General features: G+C 58.3%; 16 protein-coding genes and 1 tRNA gene. 5 read left to right on the top strand and 12 right to left on the bottom strand.

Translation table 11 applies throughout. The annotated features are described in order from the left end of the window. Positions 1-79: 79 nt before the first annotated feature. From AB9L16_RS08100 to AB9L16_RS08090, 3 genes are all read right to left on the bottom strand, one after another. The gene (locus AB9L16_RS08100) at positions 80-499 is read right to left on the bottom strand and encodes a YMGG-like glycine zipper-containing protein (protein WP_024012287.1); all 420 of its coding nucleotides are present in this window, start codon (positions 497-499) and stop codon (positions 80-82) included. Between the two features lie 135 nt (positions 500-634). Continuing rightward, a complete protein-coding gene (locus AB9L16_RS08095) occupies positions 635-1,006 on the bottom strand; it encodes a bacteriocin (protein WP_123418714.1) in 372 nt (123 codons plus the stop codon). Between the two features lie 312 nt (positions 1,007-1,318). After that, positions 1,319-1,507 (bottom strand): hypothetical protein, encoded by a 189-nt coding sequence (locus AB9L16_RS08090; RefSeq protein ID WP_024012286.1) that lies wholly within the window; start codon positions 1,505-1,507, stop codon positions 1,319-1,321. A gap of 221 nt (positions 1,508-1,728) precedes the next feature. Here AB9L16_RS08090 and AB9L16_RS08085 point away from each other — a divergent pair, with 221 nt between their 5' ends. Then, positions 1,729-1,983, top strand: coding sequence for a hypothetical protein (locus tag AB9L16_RS08085; RefSeq protein ID WP_256811939.1), 255 nt, complete (start codon positions 1,729-1,731; stop codon positions 1,981-1,983). 55 nt (positions 1,984-2,038) lie between these two features. Here AB9L16_RS08085 and AB9L16_RS08080 read toward each other — a convergent pair whose 3' ends face one another. The 6 genes from AB9L16_RS08080 to AB9L16_RS08055 all read right to left on the bottom strand — a co-directional run bounded on the left by AB9L16_RS08080 (position 2,039) and on the right by AB9L16_RS08055 (position 5,365). Then, a complete protein-coding gene (locus tag AB9L16_RS08080; RefSeq protein ID WP_016773801.1) occupies positions 2,039-2,359 on the bottom strand; it encodes a YbjQ family protein in 321 nt (106 codons plus the stop codon). A 68-nt stretch (positions 2,360-2,427) separates the two neighbouring features. Next, positions 2,428-3,708: a Y-family DNA polymerase gene (locus AB9L16_RS08075; protein ID WP_056784092.1), complete on the bottom strand. Its 1,281-nt coding sequence runs from the start codon at positions 3,706-3,708 to the stop codon at positions 2,428-2,430. Next, positions 3,695-4,126 (bottom strand): LexA family transcriptional regulator, encoded by a 432-nt coding sequence (locus tag AB9L16_RS08070; protein WP_256811933.1) that lies wholly within the window; start codon positions 4,124-4,126, stop codon positions 3,695-3,697. The genes AB9L16_RS08075 and AB9L16_RS08070 overlap by 14 nt, the downstream gene beginning before the upstream one ends. Before the next feature lie 135 nt (positions 4,127-4,261). Continuing rightward, a complete protein-coding gene (locus AB9L16_RS08065) occupies positions 4,262-4,594 on the bottom strand; it encodes a type II toxin-antitoxin system HicB family antitoxin (protein ID WP_256811932.1) in 333 nt (110 codons plus the stop codon). Further along, positions 4,591-4,770: a type II toxin-antitoxin system HicA family toxin gene (locus tag AB9L16_RS08060; protein ID WP_375123335.1), complete on the bottom strand. Its 180-nt coding sequence runs from the start codon at positions 4,768-4,770 to the stop codon at positions 4,591-4,593. The genes AB9L16_RS08065 and AB9L16_RS08060 overlap by 4 nt, the downstream gene beginning before the upstream one ends. A gap of 505 nt (positions 4,771-5,275) precedes the next feature. Further along, positions 5,276-5,365, bottom strand: a tRNA-Ser gene (locus AB9L16_RS08055). A gap of 296 nt (positions 5,366-5,661) precedes the next feature. On the opposite strand from AB9L16_RS08055, the gene AB9L16_RS08050 reads away from it, so the two are divergent. The 3 genes from AB9L16_RS08050 (at position 5,662) to AB9L16_RS08040 (ending at position 8,397) form a co-directional block, all read left to right on the top strand. Next, complete coding sequence (locus AB9L16_RS08050) at positions 5,662-6,351, top strand: crotonase/enoyl-CoA hydratase family protein (RefSeq protein ID WP_122087889.1); 690 nt, start codon at positions 5,662-5,664, stop codon at positions 6,349-6,351. Positions 6,352-6,570: 219 nt separating this feature from the next. Then, positions 6,571-7,293, top strand: coding sequence for a 1-acylglycerol-3-phosphate O-acyltransferase (locus tag AB9L16_RS08045; RefSeq protein WP_252869066.1), 723 nt, complete (start codon positions 6,571-6,573; stop codon positions 7,291-7,293). Between the two features lie 132 nt (positions 7,294-7,425). Then, positions 7,426-8,397, top strand: a complete 972-nt coding sequence (locus tag AB9L16_RS08040) for a magnesium and cobalt transport protein CorA (RefSeq protein WP_375123334.1) — start codon at positions 7,426-7,428, stop codon at positions 8,395-8,397. A 69-nt stretch (positions 8,398-8,466) separates the two neighbouring features. On the opposite strand, the gene AB9L16_RS08035 is transcribed toward AB9L16_RS08040, so the two are convergent. The 3 genes from AB9L16_RS08035 to AB9L16_RS08025 all read right to left on the bottom strand — a co-directional run bounded on the left by AB9L16_RS08035 (position 8,467) and on the right by AB9L16_RS08025 (position 12,662). Further along, the gene (locus AB9L16_RS08035; RefSeq protein WP_375123333.1) at positions 8,467-9,195 is read right to left on the bottom strand and encodes an amidotransferase; all 729 of its coding nucleotides are present in this window, start codon (positions 9,193-9,195) and stop codon (positions 8,467-8,469) included. Between the two features lie 92 nt (positions 9,196-9,287). Further along, positions 9,288-11,432 carry a 3-hydroxyacyl-CoA dehydrogenase NAD-binding domain-containing protein gene (locus AB9L16_RS08030; protein ID WP_375123332.1) on the bottom strand — a complete coding sequence of 715 codons (2,145 nt, stop codon included), beginning with the start codon at positions 11,430-11,432 and terminating at the stop codon, positions 9,288-9,290. A gap of 24 nt (positions 11,433-11,456) precedes the next feature. Next, on the bottom strand, positions 11,457-12,662 hold the full coding sequence (locus tag AB9L16_RS08025) for an acetyl-CoA C-acetyltransferase (RefSeq protein ID WP_375123331.1): 1,206 nt from the start codon (positions 12,660-12,662) through the stop codon (positions 11,457-11,459). 577 nt (positions 12,663-13,239) lie between these two features. Between AB9L16_RS08025 and AB9L16_RS08020 the strand changes: the two genes are divergently transcribed. Then, a complete protein-coding gene (locus tag AB9L16_RS08020; RefSeq protein WP_375123758.1) occupies positions 13,240-14,061 on the top strand; it encodes a c-type cytochrome in 822 nt (273 codons plus the stop codon). Positions 14,062-14,117 lie beyond the last annotated feature (56 nt).

Raw genomic sequence — 14,117 nt, 5'->3', positions numbered from 1 at the left:
AAGCCCTATCGCCAATCGTTCCTCCGCCTGACGGCCAGACACAAAAAACCCGGCGCCAGGCCGGGTTTTCGTTGATCAATCAGCGATGTTTATTTTTGTGTTTGTTCTTGTGCTTGTGGCCGCCGGAATGAGATCCGCCGTCGTCGTCGCCAAGATTGTTACCTACCGCGCCGCCTGCTGCGCCGCCCAGGCCCGCGCCAATGGCGGAGCCGGTGGAGCCGCCGAGGCTGTTGCCGACGACCGAGCCGCCTGCTGCGCCAAGACCGCCGCCAATCGCGGCTTCGGTGCGGTTGCGTTTGTTCGCGCCGACGGCACTGCCCGCCGCGCCGCCAACACCTGCGCCGACCGCTGCGCCCGTGCTGCCGCCAAGTTGTCCGCCAACCACATTACCCAGCGCACCGCCGAGACCACCGCCTACGGCAGCGGTGCCGTCTCCGGCCGCCATCGCGCCCTGCGCCACGACCAAGCCAAAAAACAGTGCAGATAATGACAATCGCATATGAACCTCGCAGTTCCCGAATCGGGACAGTCCGCCCAAGCGGGGCGTATGCAGATTGGAGATGATTTCGGACGAAACGTTCAGCCATGAAAAAGCCCGACATCGAGTCGGGCTTTTTCTGACAGGCCATCAGTCTCAGTGGCGCTTGTGACCTTTGCCCAGGTTGCTGCCGACTGCGCCGCCGGCCGCGCCGCCCAGACCTGCACCGATGGTGGCGCCGTTGCGGCCGCCCAAGCTGTTGCCGATCACCGAACCACCGGCTGCACCGACACCGCCGCCGATCGCCGCTTTGGTGCGGCTACCCTTGCGTGCTGCGACTGCGCTGCCCGCTGCGCCCGCAACGCCAGCGCCAATTACGGCGCCGGTGCTGCCGCCCATTTTCTGACCGACCACGTTACCCAGCGCGCCACCCAGGCCACCGCCCAGCGCCGCGGTGCCATCACCGGCAGCCATCGCACCTTGAGCAACCAGAAGGCCAAGAACCAGAGCAGGCAGTGTTAAACGCATGACGAAAACCTCAAATAAACGGGATGACGAAAAGGAGCGGGATTTAATGCGCTCGGCCCAGGAAAGTCCAGACGCGGGCGGCAGCGTCGATTGGACCGCAATCGTGGAAAAGGTTTTATGCCGGGCAAAAAAAAGCCCGCTGGGGAGACGGGCTGGAGACTTGCTTTCTAACGGATGGCTTCACACTACGTTGGCCAACGTGAAAAGTTTGTGAAAAAAAACCGACATTAATGTCAATGCCTGCCAGAGATTTCAAACCCCTATTCTTGCGCACATAAAAAACCCCGTTCAGTGACGGGGTGCAGGATGAAATCACTTTCTGGTCCTTGCCGTGACCTTGGGCAGGAATTTCGCTTTCGGCCCTTTTGGGGCCGTGGATTTGATTTTGCCGATGCTCACCGGATCCTCGCCAAACCCCGACTGATACTCCGATTGACCGCAGCGCACACAGTTGTTGAATGAAAACTCAGCGCCATCATCTTCGATAAATGGACCTGACATAGACTCTCCCCTACGCAACCGGGTCGACACCGACAAAACAGTTTTGCCTGGAAAATATCGCCCCTCAGCGCTTTTGAGACTAGCTGGTCACTACTGGACTTGCCGTTCAGAAAGGCTGATCACCGACGAATGGAAAAAAGCGTCGTGAACGATCATTCGCTAAAGATTTCCATCGAACGGCCGCTGCCCTTATTCCTACAAATGATTCTCAAGGAGAGAACATGCAGATCAATGGATTCCCGAACATGCCAGTCGTAAAACTCACGGACGAGCAGATCGCTGCCGGCAAGGCCGGCGCGGAAAAACTCAAGGAAAAGATCGCCTCGGGTGAAATCACCATCAAATACCCGGACAAACCGCTTCTGCAGCCGGGCGTCGTCTACCATCCCAGCGAGCCAGCGCCATCGGCGCAGACTGACGGGACACCGCTGACCTATGACGCAAGAGGTGCTGTGTTGCTCAAACCTCAAGGCTGATTGACGCGAAAAAGCCCACTCGTTGTGCGAGTGGGCTTTGCCTTGAACACAATAATCAGCGCAGCTTGACAGCAGTTCCGGTGACGAACACCACTACCATGCCGCCCTTGCCTGCCGGCATGCTGATCTCGAAGTCCACGCCGACCACCGCGTCAGCCTGCAATGCCCGCGCCCGATCCTTCAGTTCGTCGGTGGCCTGAATACGTGCTTCTTTAAGAGCCCGCTCCAACGTCTGCGAACGCCCGCCAAAAAAGTCGCGCATGCCCGCAAACATATCGCGGATCACGTTGACGCCCTGCACAGACTCGGCGCTGACGATGTCCAGATAGGCCGTGATCTGCCGCCCCTCGACGGAATGAGTGGTGGAAATGATCATGAAAGTCGTCCTTTTACTGCAAAAGTGAAGGCGGCGATTGTAACGCGGCACCAGATCTGGCCCGTGCCTCAATTGGATTTAACCACCCACAATTGATCCAGCTTCGTCGTAAAACTCGAACTCATCATCTCCCGCCGCATGCCCCAGGCCGGATCCGCCGGCACACTCCCCGCTCGCAACGTTCCATGCCCCCAGCGCTGATTGATCTGGTCGAGCACCCCCATCACCTTCTCCGCCGTCTGCGGTTGCGACTGGGCAAACAAGTCTTCGGTAAACTCTCCGGGCTGCCGAAGATCCATCAATAACACTTCAGCCTTGCTGTACTTGAAGCCCGGCCGGAACAATCGATCAACCGCCTCGCTCGCCACCTTGCTCAGCAATCGCACATCATTGGTCGGATAAGGCAACTCGATCAGCGCGCCATTGGCGTACTTCGCCTCTTCCGGATTGAACATGCCGGTGCGGATACTCACGCGGATCTTTTTGCACAGCGAACTCTGCGCACGCAGCTTTTCCGCCGCTCGATGCACATAAGTAGCAACGGCTTCCTTGATCGGCTCGATGGTAGTCAAACGGTTGCCAAACATGCGGCTGCTGCAAATTTCCTGCTTCGGCGGTTCTGTTTCCGACAGTTCCAGACAGGATGTGCCGCCCAGTTCGCGCGCGGTCTTCTCGATCACCACGCTGAACTTGCGCCGCAGTGTCCACGGATCGGCCTTCGCCAGGTCCATCGCACTTCTGATTTGCATGCTTTCCAGATGAGCTTTCATCCGCCGTCCGACGCCCCACACTTCACCGACATCGGTATTGCGCAGCACCCAGTCGCGTTTGGACGGATCGCAGATGTCGACCACGCCGCCGGTATGCGCTTGCAGGCGTTTCGCGGTGTGGTTGGCGAGCTTGGCCAGCGTTTTCGTGGGGGCGATGCCGACGCCGACCGGGATGCCGGTGCGCTTATAAACGGCAGAGCGAATGGTTCGGCCAAAACCTGTCAGGTCCCCAGGAATGCCGCTGAGATCGGCGAACGCCTCATCAATGCTGTAAACCTCGACCGCCGGCACCATGGATTCGATGATCGTCATCACCCGTTCGCTCATGTCGCCGTACAACGCGTAATTACTGCTGAACACCTGAATGCCGTGGCGGCGCAGATCATCACGAATCTGAAAGTACGGCGCGCCCATTTTCACAAAAGGTTTGGCATCGTAGCTGCGCGCGATCACGCAGCCATCGTTATTGCTCAGCACGACAATCGGCGTCTTCGCCAGATCGGGCCGGAAAACTCGCTCACAGCTGGCATAGAAGCTGTTGCAATCGATCAGCGCGAAGACCTGCTCACGGTTTGCCATGGTCGCGCACGCTGTAAGTCACCACGCCCCAGATCACCAGCTCATCCCCTTCCATCACATAGCGAGGCGGGTATTTGCTGTTGGCCGAAAGAAGAATGATCGTGTTATCGCGCATGTGCAGGCGCTTGCAGACAGGTTCGGAGTTGAGACCGGCGATGACGATATCGCCGTGCTCGGCATTCAAGCTGCGGTCGACGATCACCAGATCACCGCAAAATATCCCGGCGTCCTGCATGCTCTCGCCTTCGATCTTCGCCAGATAAACGTGCGGTGCACGAATATCAAAAACCTCGTCCAGAGAGATGTGCTTTTCAATGTGATCAGCCGCCGGCGAAGGAAAACCGGCGGGAATCCGAAACGAATACAGCGCAAGCTGTTCGCCCGCGCCTGACAAAGGGCCGAGGATGGTGACGCTCATGATACGAACCTGATAGTGAGTTTACTGTATGCACATACAGTAAACTCGGGACGGTTCGGGGGTCAATGAGACGTGTAGGAGATTTCGACGGGTGACAGGGTTTTGTACAACTGCTGCCGAAATTGGGTTTCGCGGCTACGCGTGGACTTCACGATCGAGCACGTCTGCAACCCATTGATTGATGCTCTTGTGAGCAAGCTGCGCCTTTACAGCGACAGTTGCATGCAGCGCTGGTGCCAAACGCAGGCTCAGATTTCCCGAATAGGGTTTCTGCGGTTCGCGACCGAGCCTGGCGCAGGTTTCGAGATAATCAGTCACGGCCTCCTGAAACGCGTTTCGCAGTTCTGCCACCGACTCTCCATGGAATCCAACGACGTCCTTGATACCGGCGATGTGGCCGACAAAGAGGCCGTCTTCGTCGCTGTATTCAATCCGGGCGGCATAGCCGTTGTAGTTCATTACATTCACGGGATGACTCCTGCTTGCTCAAGGAAAGCCCGAGCGTCGCGCACCTGATAGGGCTTCGCTTCTTTGTCTGGGTGGGGCCGGTGAAACGTCACGACCACACCGTTCAATTCAAAACGCACTATAGAACCGCTGCCTTCGATGGTCTGGGCGCCTACTGCGCCGAAGAGGGATTCCATACGAACCCACTCCAAGTTATTTGGGACCGGCCTTGAAAAAATAGTTTAAGCGTGCCGAGCTGTTTGTTGTTCATGGTATTAGATCATGATACCGCGATAATAGGGCAACTGGGTCAAACCGCAATTACGAGGAGAAAGCCTGCTTTCTGCGGAAAACGTATTTCCTGATGGGATCGCTGCAGACTGGTACTGCATCAGGATAACGAGAGACTCAACGCACGGTTGTAGGCGAATTCTGCGAGTTGTGTGAGGAAGAGCGACTTTTCCGTTTCCAGCAGTCAGTGCTCTTTTCCGAGTACCAGAATTGGGACACCGCTATATCAGCACGGATATTCTTGGCGAGAAAAGGTGAAGGGCTCAAGGGAGCTGTGCGCTTGGCGCATCCATCCAAGGCACAAACAAACCGACACTGAGTCGGGTTATTTTTGATATTCACTTTTTTGGCTTTCAGAAACGCAAAACCCCTGAAAACTCTAAGTTTTCAGGGGTTTAGTCGTTTCAAATTTGGCGGTGAAGGAGAGATTCGAACTCTCGATACAGTTTCCTGTATACACACTTTCCAGGCGTGCTCCTTAAGCCACTCGGACACTTCACCGTATCTCTGCAGACATGTTCTGTCTGTCGAGGCGCGCTAATGTAGTCGAAAGCTTTTCCGATGGCAAACTTTTTTTCAGAATTTTCATGCGCTTAAGAGAGCGCGATGCTTTCATCCGAGAGGAGCGATGGCAAACCCGCCAATCTCAGGTTATCGACGCGCTTCCTTTATAGGGGGCAACACGCGTGGCGCGCTGGCCGAAGCGCAAAACGGTGACTGGCAGGTCAGTCACGGCGCTTTACCTGGCCTGCGGCGGTGGGTAACGTCTGCCCATCTTTCTAATAAGGAATAGCGTCATGAGCGAGTTGATTGCCTACCACCTCGAAGACGGTATCGCGACCCTGACCCTGAACAATGGCAAGGTCAACGCGATTTCTCCGGACGTGATTGCGGCGTTTAATGCGGCGCTGGATCAGGCGGTGGCGGATCGCGCCGTGGTGATCATTACCGGGCAGCCGGGGATTCTCTCCGGTGGTTATGACCTCAAGGTGATGACCGCCGGCCCGAAAGAAGCCGTTGCGCTGGTGACGGCCGGTTCGACCCTGGCCCGCCGCCTGCTCTCTCACCCGTTCCCGGTGATCGTTGCTTGCCCGGGGCACGCCGTGGCCAAGGGCGCTTTCCTGCTGTTGTCCGCCGATTACCGCATCGGTGTCGATGGCCCGTACAGCATCGGCCTGAACGAAGTGCAGATTGGCATGACCATGCACCACGCCGGTATTGAGCTGGCACGCGACCGCTTGCGGCGTTCGGCTTTCCATCGCTCGGTAATCAATGGCGAGATGTTCGATCCGCAAAGTGCCGTTGATGCGGGCTTCCTCGACAAAGTCGTCACTGCCGAAGAATTGCAGGGCGCCGCGCTGGCTGCCGCGCGTCAGTTGAACAAGATCAACATGCTGGCGCACAAGAACACCAAGCTCAAAGTGCGCAAGCAACTGCTGGACACTCTCGACGACGCGATCCTGCAGGATCAGCAACATCTGGGCTGACTCGTCCAAAATCTGCCGGTAAGAGAATAGCCCGACCTTGGTCGGGCTTTTTCTTACGTTCAGCGTTGAAGATTCGCTGAAAGCTCTAGGACGCGCCTGACAGGCAATGCTGAAACATGCGCTTAAACATCGGCCATCTCCGGACTCTATAGCGGCAATTGCCGAAAACAGTGCACATCCGTACACTGCGCCACCTTTTGTCCCGGTGGGCCTGCAAAAATGCTGTTTGTGTTTCGTATGTTGTTGATGGGCCTGCACTTTATTCTGGCCGGCGTGCTCGGCGTGATCCTTGGATTGTGCCGCCCGTTCAACCCGGACAACAGTCGACTGTGCGCCCGCCTCTACGCTTTGCCGGCGATGTGTATCTTGCGTTTGCGGGTCAGGTCCGAGGTCAACGGCTTGATGAACAAGCCCGACAGTTGCGTGATCATTGCCAACCATCAGTCTAACTACGATCTGTTCGTGTTCGGCAATGTCGTCCCCCGCCGCACCGTGTGTATCGGCAAGAAAAGCCTGAAGTGGGTGCCGTTGTTCGGCCAGTTGTTCTGGCTGGCCGGCAATGTGTTGATCGACCGTGGCAATGCGCACAAGGCGCGGCAGTCGATGCTGACGACGACCCACACCTTGCAGAACGAAGACACCTCGATCTGGGTATTCCCGGAGGGCACCCGCAACCTCGGTGAAGATTTGTTGCCGTTCAAGAAAGGCGCGTTCCAGATGGCAATTGCCGCCGGCGTGCCGATCGTTCCGGTGTGCGTGAGCAGCTATATCAAACACATGCGCCTGAATCGCTGGCGCAGCGGCAACGTTCTCATACGTTCCTTGCCGGCGATTCCTACAGTCGGAATGACCATGGACGACATGCCCATGCTCATCGAGCGATGCCGCGAGCAGATGCGCGAGTGCATCGAGTCGATGGATCGGCAACTGCAAGCCGCGTGAAACCAAACCCGCCCCGTGCGGGTTTTCTTTTGCCGGGTGAACTGTAGAAGTTTCACTGACTCTCAAGCAGCGACACGGCTAAGCTGAAGCCTAGTTTCCCTGCCATCTGCCAAGAAGAAGTGAATCACCACCATGGGTCGAGTTGTTGCTGCTGCGGTGTACAGCGAGGGTAAGAAAGTCACCAATATTGCGCTGGACGAAGGTGCTGCCTGGGCCGCCAAACCCGGCCATTTCGTCTGGATCGGTCTGGAAGAACCGGACGCACAGGAATTATCCAACCTGCAACGACAGTTCAACCTGCATGAACTGGCCATCGAAGACGCGCTGGAAAAACACAGCCGACCAAAACTGGAAACCTTTGGTGACGCTCTGTTTATCGTCACCTACTCACCGGTTCGCGAAAACGGCTTTTTGCAATTCATCGAAACGCATATCTTCGCCGGCAGGGGTTACATCATTACCGCACGCAACGGCCATTCCGCGTCGTACGCCTATGTGCGTCAACGCTGTGAGGCGCGTCCGCTGTTGCTCGAGCACGGGGAAGATTTCGTCCTGTATGCGCTGCTCGATTTCGTTATCGAAAACTATCAGCCGGTGGGCGAAGCGATCCACGCCGAGATCGATGAGCTGGAGCGCAATGTGCTGTGCAGCGCGCTCAACGAGCGCGACATCCAGAAGCTGCACGGTCTGCGCCGCGATGTGGTGCGCTTGCGTCGGTACGCGGCACCGATGGTGGAGATCGGCGAGGAGCTGCAAAAGCTCAGTTTCCCGTTCATCGACAAGAACATGCGCCCATACTTTCGCGATGTGCAGATTCATGTAACGCGGCAGATGGAAGACCTGACCACGCTGGCGGACATTGCCAGCCAGACCATCGAGATTGGCGTGTTGCTTGAGGCATCACGGCAGAGCGTGGTGCAGCGCAAGTTTGCAGCGTGGGCGGCGATTCTGGCGTTCCCGACTGCGGTAGCGGGGATCTACGGGATGAATTTCCAGAACATGCCCGAGTTGACCTGGCACTACGGTTATTTTGCAGTGCTGGGGTTTATTGCGGTGGGGTGTGTGAGTTTGTGGGCGAGCTTCAAGCGGTCCGGGTGGCTGTAGCCGGGACCGCGTTGCCCCGGAGATTCGCGAGCAGGCTCGCTCCCACAGGGATTGTGGGAGCAGAGCCTTTTAGCGTTGAGCAGCTTCTGGCTTGTGCGCCACGAACCGCATCATCCACTCCGCAACCGTAGCGCCATGATGTTCCTGCTCAAGGCTGGCCATGCCTTTGCTGTAAATCTGCGGGCCCAGCGCTTCCTGGCGCAGATCGAGCAGCGCGCGGGAGTAATCGTGAATGAATTCCGGGTGACCCTGGAAGCACAGCACTTGATCGTTGATGTGATACGCCGCGAACGGGCAGAAATCGCTGGAGGCGATGACCGTGGCGTTTTCCGGAAGCTCGGTTACCTGATCCTGATGACTGATCAGCAGTGTCAGCTCTTCGCGCGCCGGGCTCATCCACGGTGCCTTAGCTGCCAGCTGATAGCTGTGAGTGCCGACGCCCCAGCCTTGGGACGCACGCTCACTCTTGCCACCAAGCAGTAGCGCCAGCAATTGGTGGCCGAAGCACACGCCGAGCAGTTTGTCGCCGCGTTCGTAGCGATTCAAAAGGTAGGTCTTGAGGGTCTGGATCCACGGATCCGTGCCGAACGAATCGGCCTTGCTGCCAGTGACCAGGTACGCATCGAAAGTCTCGTCGTCACTTGGGTAATCCCCTTTCACCACGTTATAGACAGTGAAATCAGCGGCGATCGGTTGCTGCGAGAACAGGCGCTGGAACATCTGCCCATAGCCCTGATATTGGTCAATCAATTCGGGCCGCAGGATGTCGGTTTCGAGAATGCAGATGCGCAGCGACATAAAAAATACCTGACACGTGATGGGAATAATGAACACCCCAGAGCCTGCCCTGAAACACCCGGCCAAGGCAAGCCCCGAAATGCTCGCCAGCCCTAGAACATTTCACCTTTCGCCGCTTTGTCCAGCAGCAGCGCTGGCGGGGTAAAACGCTCGCCGTATTGCTCGGCCAGATACTGCGCGCGGGCGATGAAGTCCTCCAGGCCATACTGGTTGATGAACTGCAGCGCCCCGCCGGTCCACGCGGCGAAACCGATGCCGAAGATGGAACCGACGTTGGCATCCGCCGTCGAGGTCAGCACGCCCTCCTCCACGCAACGCACGGTTTCGATGGCCTGCACAAACAACAGACGATCACGCACATCCTTCGCAGAGATCTGTCCGTCGGCCTTCTCGAAGCGCGCTTTCAGCTCCGGCCACAAATGCTTCTGCGAGCCCGCTGGATACTCATAAAAACCGCCTCCGGCAGCTTTGCCCGGTCGCTTGAATTCATTGAGCATCAAGTCAATCACGGCGAAGGCCGGGTGCTCAATCAGCGGTTTCCCTTCAGCCTGTAGGTCCTTGGCCGTCTGTTGACGGATATGGCTCATCAGGCTGAGGGAAACTTCGTCGGAGATTGCCAGCGGCCCGACCGGCATCCCGGCCTTGCGCGCTTCGGTCTCGATCATCGGCGCACTGACACCCTCGCCGAGCATGGCGATGCCCTCGTTGGTGAATGTGCCGAAAACCCGCGAGGTAAAGAAGCCGCGACTGTCATTGACCACGATCGGAGTTTTCTTGATTTGCAGAACGAAGTCGAAACCGCGAGCGAGAGTTTCGTCGCTGGTCTGCGCGCCCTTGATGATTTCCACCAGCGGCATTTTTTCCACCGGACTGAAGAAATGCAGGCCGATGAATTTGCTTTGATCGGGCACGGCCGTCGCCAGGCCGGTGATCGGCAGGGTCGATGTGTTGGAGGCGATGACAGCGTCGCCACCCACCACCTGTTGCGCGGCGGCAGATACCTTGGCTTTGAGCTGGCGATCCTCGAACACCGCTTCGATGATCAGATCGCAACCGGCCAGATCGGCATCGCTTTCGCTCGCAACGATGCGCGCCAGCACCGCCTCGCGCTGCTCGACAGTCAGCTGGCCACGGGCAACTTTTTTATCCAGCAGCGAAGCTGAATGCGCCTTACCTTTCTCGGCAGCAGCGAGATTGATGTCCTTGAGGACGACTTCGATACCGGCCGAAGCGCTGACAAACGCGATGCCCGCGCCCATCATTCCGGCGCCGAGCACACCGACTTTCCGGGTTTTATAGGGCGCAAAACCTTGCGGCCTGGAACCGCCGGCGTTGATTTCGTTCAACTGGAACCAGAACGTGCCGATCAGGTTTTTCGAAATCTGCCCGGTCGTCAGCTCGGTGAAGTAGCGGGTTTCGATCAGGTGCGCGGTGTCGAAATCGACCTGAGCGCCCTCCACCGCCGCGCATAGAATCTTCTCCGGCGCCGGCAGGGTGCCTTGAGTTTTCGCGCGCAGGATCGACGGCGCAATCGCCAGCATCTGCGCCACTTTCGGGCTCGATGGCGTGCCGCCAGGAATCTGGTAACCCTTCACGTCCCAGCGCTGCACTGCCGTCGGATTGGCGAGAATCCACGCGCGCGCCTTGGCCAGCAGCTCATCGCGATTCGCTGCCAGGTCATCAATCAGCCCGGCCCGCAGCGCCTGTTGCGGGCGCACCTTCTTGCCTTCAAGCAAGTACGGCAGGGCTTTTTCGATACCGAGCATGCGCACCATGCGCACCACCCCGCCGCCGCCCGGCAACAGGCCCAGGGTCACTTCCGGAAGACCGAGTTGCACCGAGGCGTCATCAACAGCAATGCGGTGGTGGCAGGCCAGACAGATCTCCCAGCCGCCGCCCAACGCAGCGCCGTTGATCGCCGCGACCACCGGTTTGCCGAGGGTTTCCAGGCTGCGCAATTGCGCCTTGAGGGTCAGCACCATGTCGTAGAAAGCTTTGGCTTCGGGTTTGCCGACCTTGATCAATTCATTGAGGTCGCCGCCGGCAAAAAAGGTTTTCTTCGCGGAGGTGATGATCACTCCGGCGATGCTGTCCTTCTCCGCTGACAAACGAGCAACGCAAGCGGCCATGGCCTCGCGATACACGGCGTTCATGGTGTTGGCGCTCTGGCCCGGCATGTCCATGGTCAGCACGACGATAGCGTCCTGGCCTTTTTCGTAACGAATGGCTTCGCTCATAACAGGGTTCCTTGAAGTCGGGGCTCAGAGGCGTTCGATGATGGTGGCAATGCCCATGCCGCCGCCGACACACAGCGTCGCCAGGCCGTAGCGCAAGTTGCGCGCTTCCAGTTCATCAAGCAGGGTGCCGAGGATCGCGCAACCGGTGGCGCCCAGCGGGTGGCCCATGGCGATCGAGCCGCCGTTGACGTTGACCTTGCCCGGGTCGACGGCCATGTCCTTGATGAATTTCAACACCACCGAAGCAAACGCTTCGTTGACCTCGAACAGATCGATGTCCTCCACGCGCAGTCCGGCCTTGGCCAAGGCTTTGCGGGTCGCCGGCGCTGGGCCGGTGAGCATGATGGTCGGATCTGTGCTGGTGACGGCCGTGGCGACGATACGCGCGCGTGGCTGCAGCCCCAGCGCGCGGCCCTTGGCTTCGGAGCCGATGAGCATCAGCGCCGCACCGTCGACAATCCCGGAACTGTTGCCCGGCGTGTGCACGTGGTTGATCCGCTCGACATGGCTGTAGACCCGCAACGCCGTGGCGTCGAAGCCCATTTGCCCGATCATTTCGAAACTCGGCTTGAGCTTGCCCAGGCCCTCGAGGGTAGACTCGGCGCGGATGAACTCATCGTGGTCAAGCAGGATGATGCCGTTCTGATCCTGCACCGGCACCAGCGACTTGTTGAACGAGCCGTCGGCCCGCGCTCGTGCGGCTTTTTGCTGGGAGTGCAGTGCGTAGGCATCGACATCCTGCCGGCTGAAGCCTTCGAGGGTGGCGATCAGATCGGCGCCGACGCCTTGCGGGGTGAAATGGCTGTGCAGGTTGGTCTGCGGGTCCAGTGCCCAGGCGCCGCCATCGCTGCCCATTGGCACCCGCGACATCGACTCGACGCCGCCAACCACCACCAGATCCTCGAAACCCGAGCGCACTTTCATCGCGCCAAGATTCACCGCTTCCAGACCCGAAGCGCAGAAACGGTTGATCTGCACACCGGCGACGCTGACGTCCCAGTCGGCCACTTGCACCGCCGTCTTGGCGATGTCCGAACCTTGATCGCCGATCGGCGTGACGCAGCCGAGGACGACGTCATCGACCTGACTGGTATCCAGCGCGGTGCGCGCCTGCAAAGCGCTCAGCAAACCCGCCACCAGGTTGACCGGCTTCACGCTGTGCAGCGCGCCATCGGTCTTGCCTTTGCCACGCGGAGTGCGTAACGCATCGAAAATCAAAGCTTCAGTCATGACGTCCTCGAACCTGATTTATTGTCACTTCACTTTCGCCCTGCGCCGACTGGCAAGCAATGACCACATTGCTCAAAGCGCTTGACGCACACGCTCAGACGGACGGTCATCGGACCTCAGGTGAACCGGTTCAGGTCGTCGAGTTGTCTAGCCAGCGGGCGGCAAAGAAGCTGGCAATACGCCTCATGCCGTTTTAAAAGCTTTTTTCAAGATCCCCATATGAAATGGATCTAAGCGAAGAGTGACGCGGGCTCTAAGGTGAACATGTACGCCATCGTCGTCGGGTTTTGCCGAGACGGGCGTGCTTCAACAGGAAGTGCAACGCGTGCCGTCAGGGAAATGCAGTCAGGCACGCATCAGGAAATAACAATAAAGGCGGTCAAGCCATGTTCAAACAACCGAAAGTACGTCAAGCAGGACTCATTCTTTTCGCCACGACGCTGTTGTTGATCTTGCCGAATCTGACCAAGGTCATCGGCTGATTCAAACGTCGCGTGCTGTATGTCGCCGTTGAAAATGTGACTGGCCCGCTACCCGGGCCAGCGCGGTTGTGCCAACCTTTGCGCACTACCACGACATGGACGGCGATCATTTGAAAACCCTCATTGCGCTCGGTGCCTTGCTACTGAGCTTGCCCTTGGCTGCCGCACAACTGGATCTGCAGTTGGGCGCAAACAGCCGCACCTGGCAGACCGAAGAGCTGCTCAAACATCCTCAGCTGCAAACTCTCACGATCAACAATGATGTTTCCTACAAGAAGGACATGACTTATCAGGCTGTGCCTCTGGCCGCATTGCTGAAGGGGGTCAAGCCGGAGGATCACTTGCAAGCGGTGGCGCTGGACGGCTTTGCCGCAGAGCTGGCCGCTGCGCCATTGCTGAACAAGGACGGCGCGCGGGCATGGCTGGCGATCGAGGATCCGGCGCAGCCGTGGCCACCGCTGTCAGCCGGCAAGCACAGCGCCGGGCCGTTCTATCTGGTCTGGACCGATCCGCAGGCGGGCAATATCAGCCCCGAGCAGTGGCCGTTCGAAGTCGCCAGTATCAAGCTGATGGCGCCGGTGGCCCAACGCTTTCCTGCCCTGCTGCCCGATCCTGCCTTGAAGGCCGATGATCCGGTGAACCAGGGTTTTGCCCTGTTTCAGAAAAATTGCCTGGCCTGTCATCGGTTGAATGGTGCCGGAGACGCGCAGTTCGGTCCGGATCTGAATATTCCGTATAGCCCGACCGAGTATTTCGGGGCGAATTTCTTGAAGCGCTACATCCGCGATCCGCAGAGTTTGCGTCAGTGGCCGCAGGCGAAGATGCCGGGGTTTTCTGCTGAGGTATTGCCGGATACAGATCTTGAAATGCTGGTGGGCTATCTCAAGCATATGGCCGGGCGCAAAGCCAAGCCTTGATGCAGTCCCCTTGTGGGAGCGAGCCTGCTCGCGAAGGCTGAGTGTCAGACGCTGAT

Source organism: Pseudomonas sp. LW8 (genome assembly GCF_041956865.1).
GTDB classification, from domain to species: Bacteria; Pseudomonadota; Gammaproteobacteria; order Pseudomonadales; family Pseudomonadaceae; genus Aquipseudomonas; species Aquipseudomonas siliginis.
This window is presented reverse-complemented; position numbering and strand designations above follow the sequence as displayed.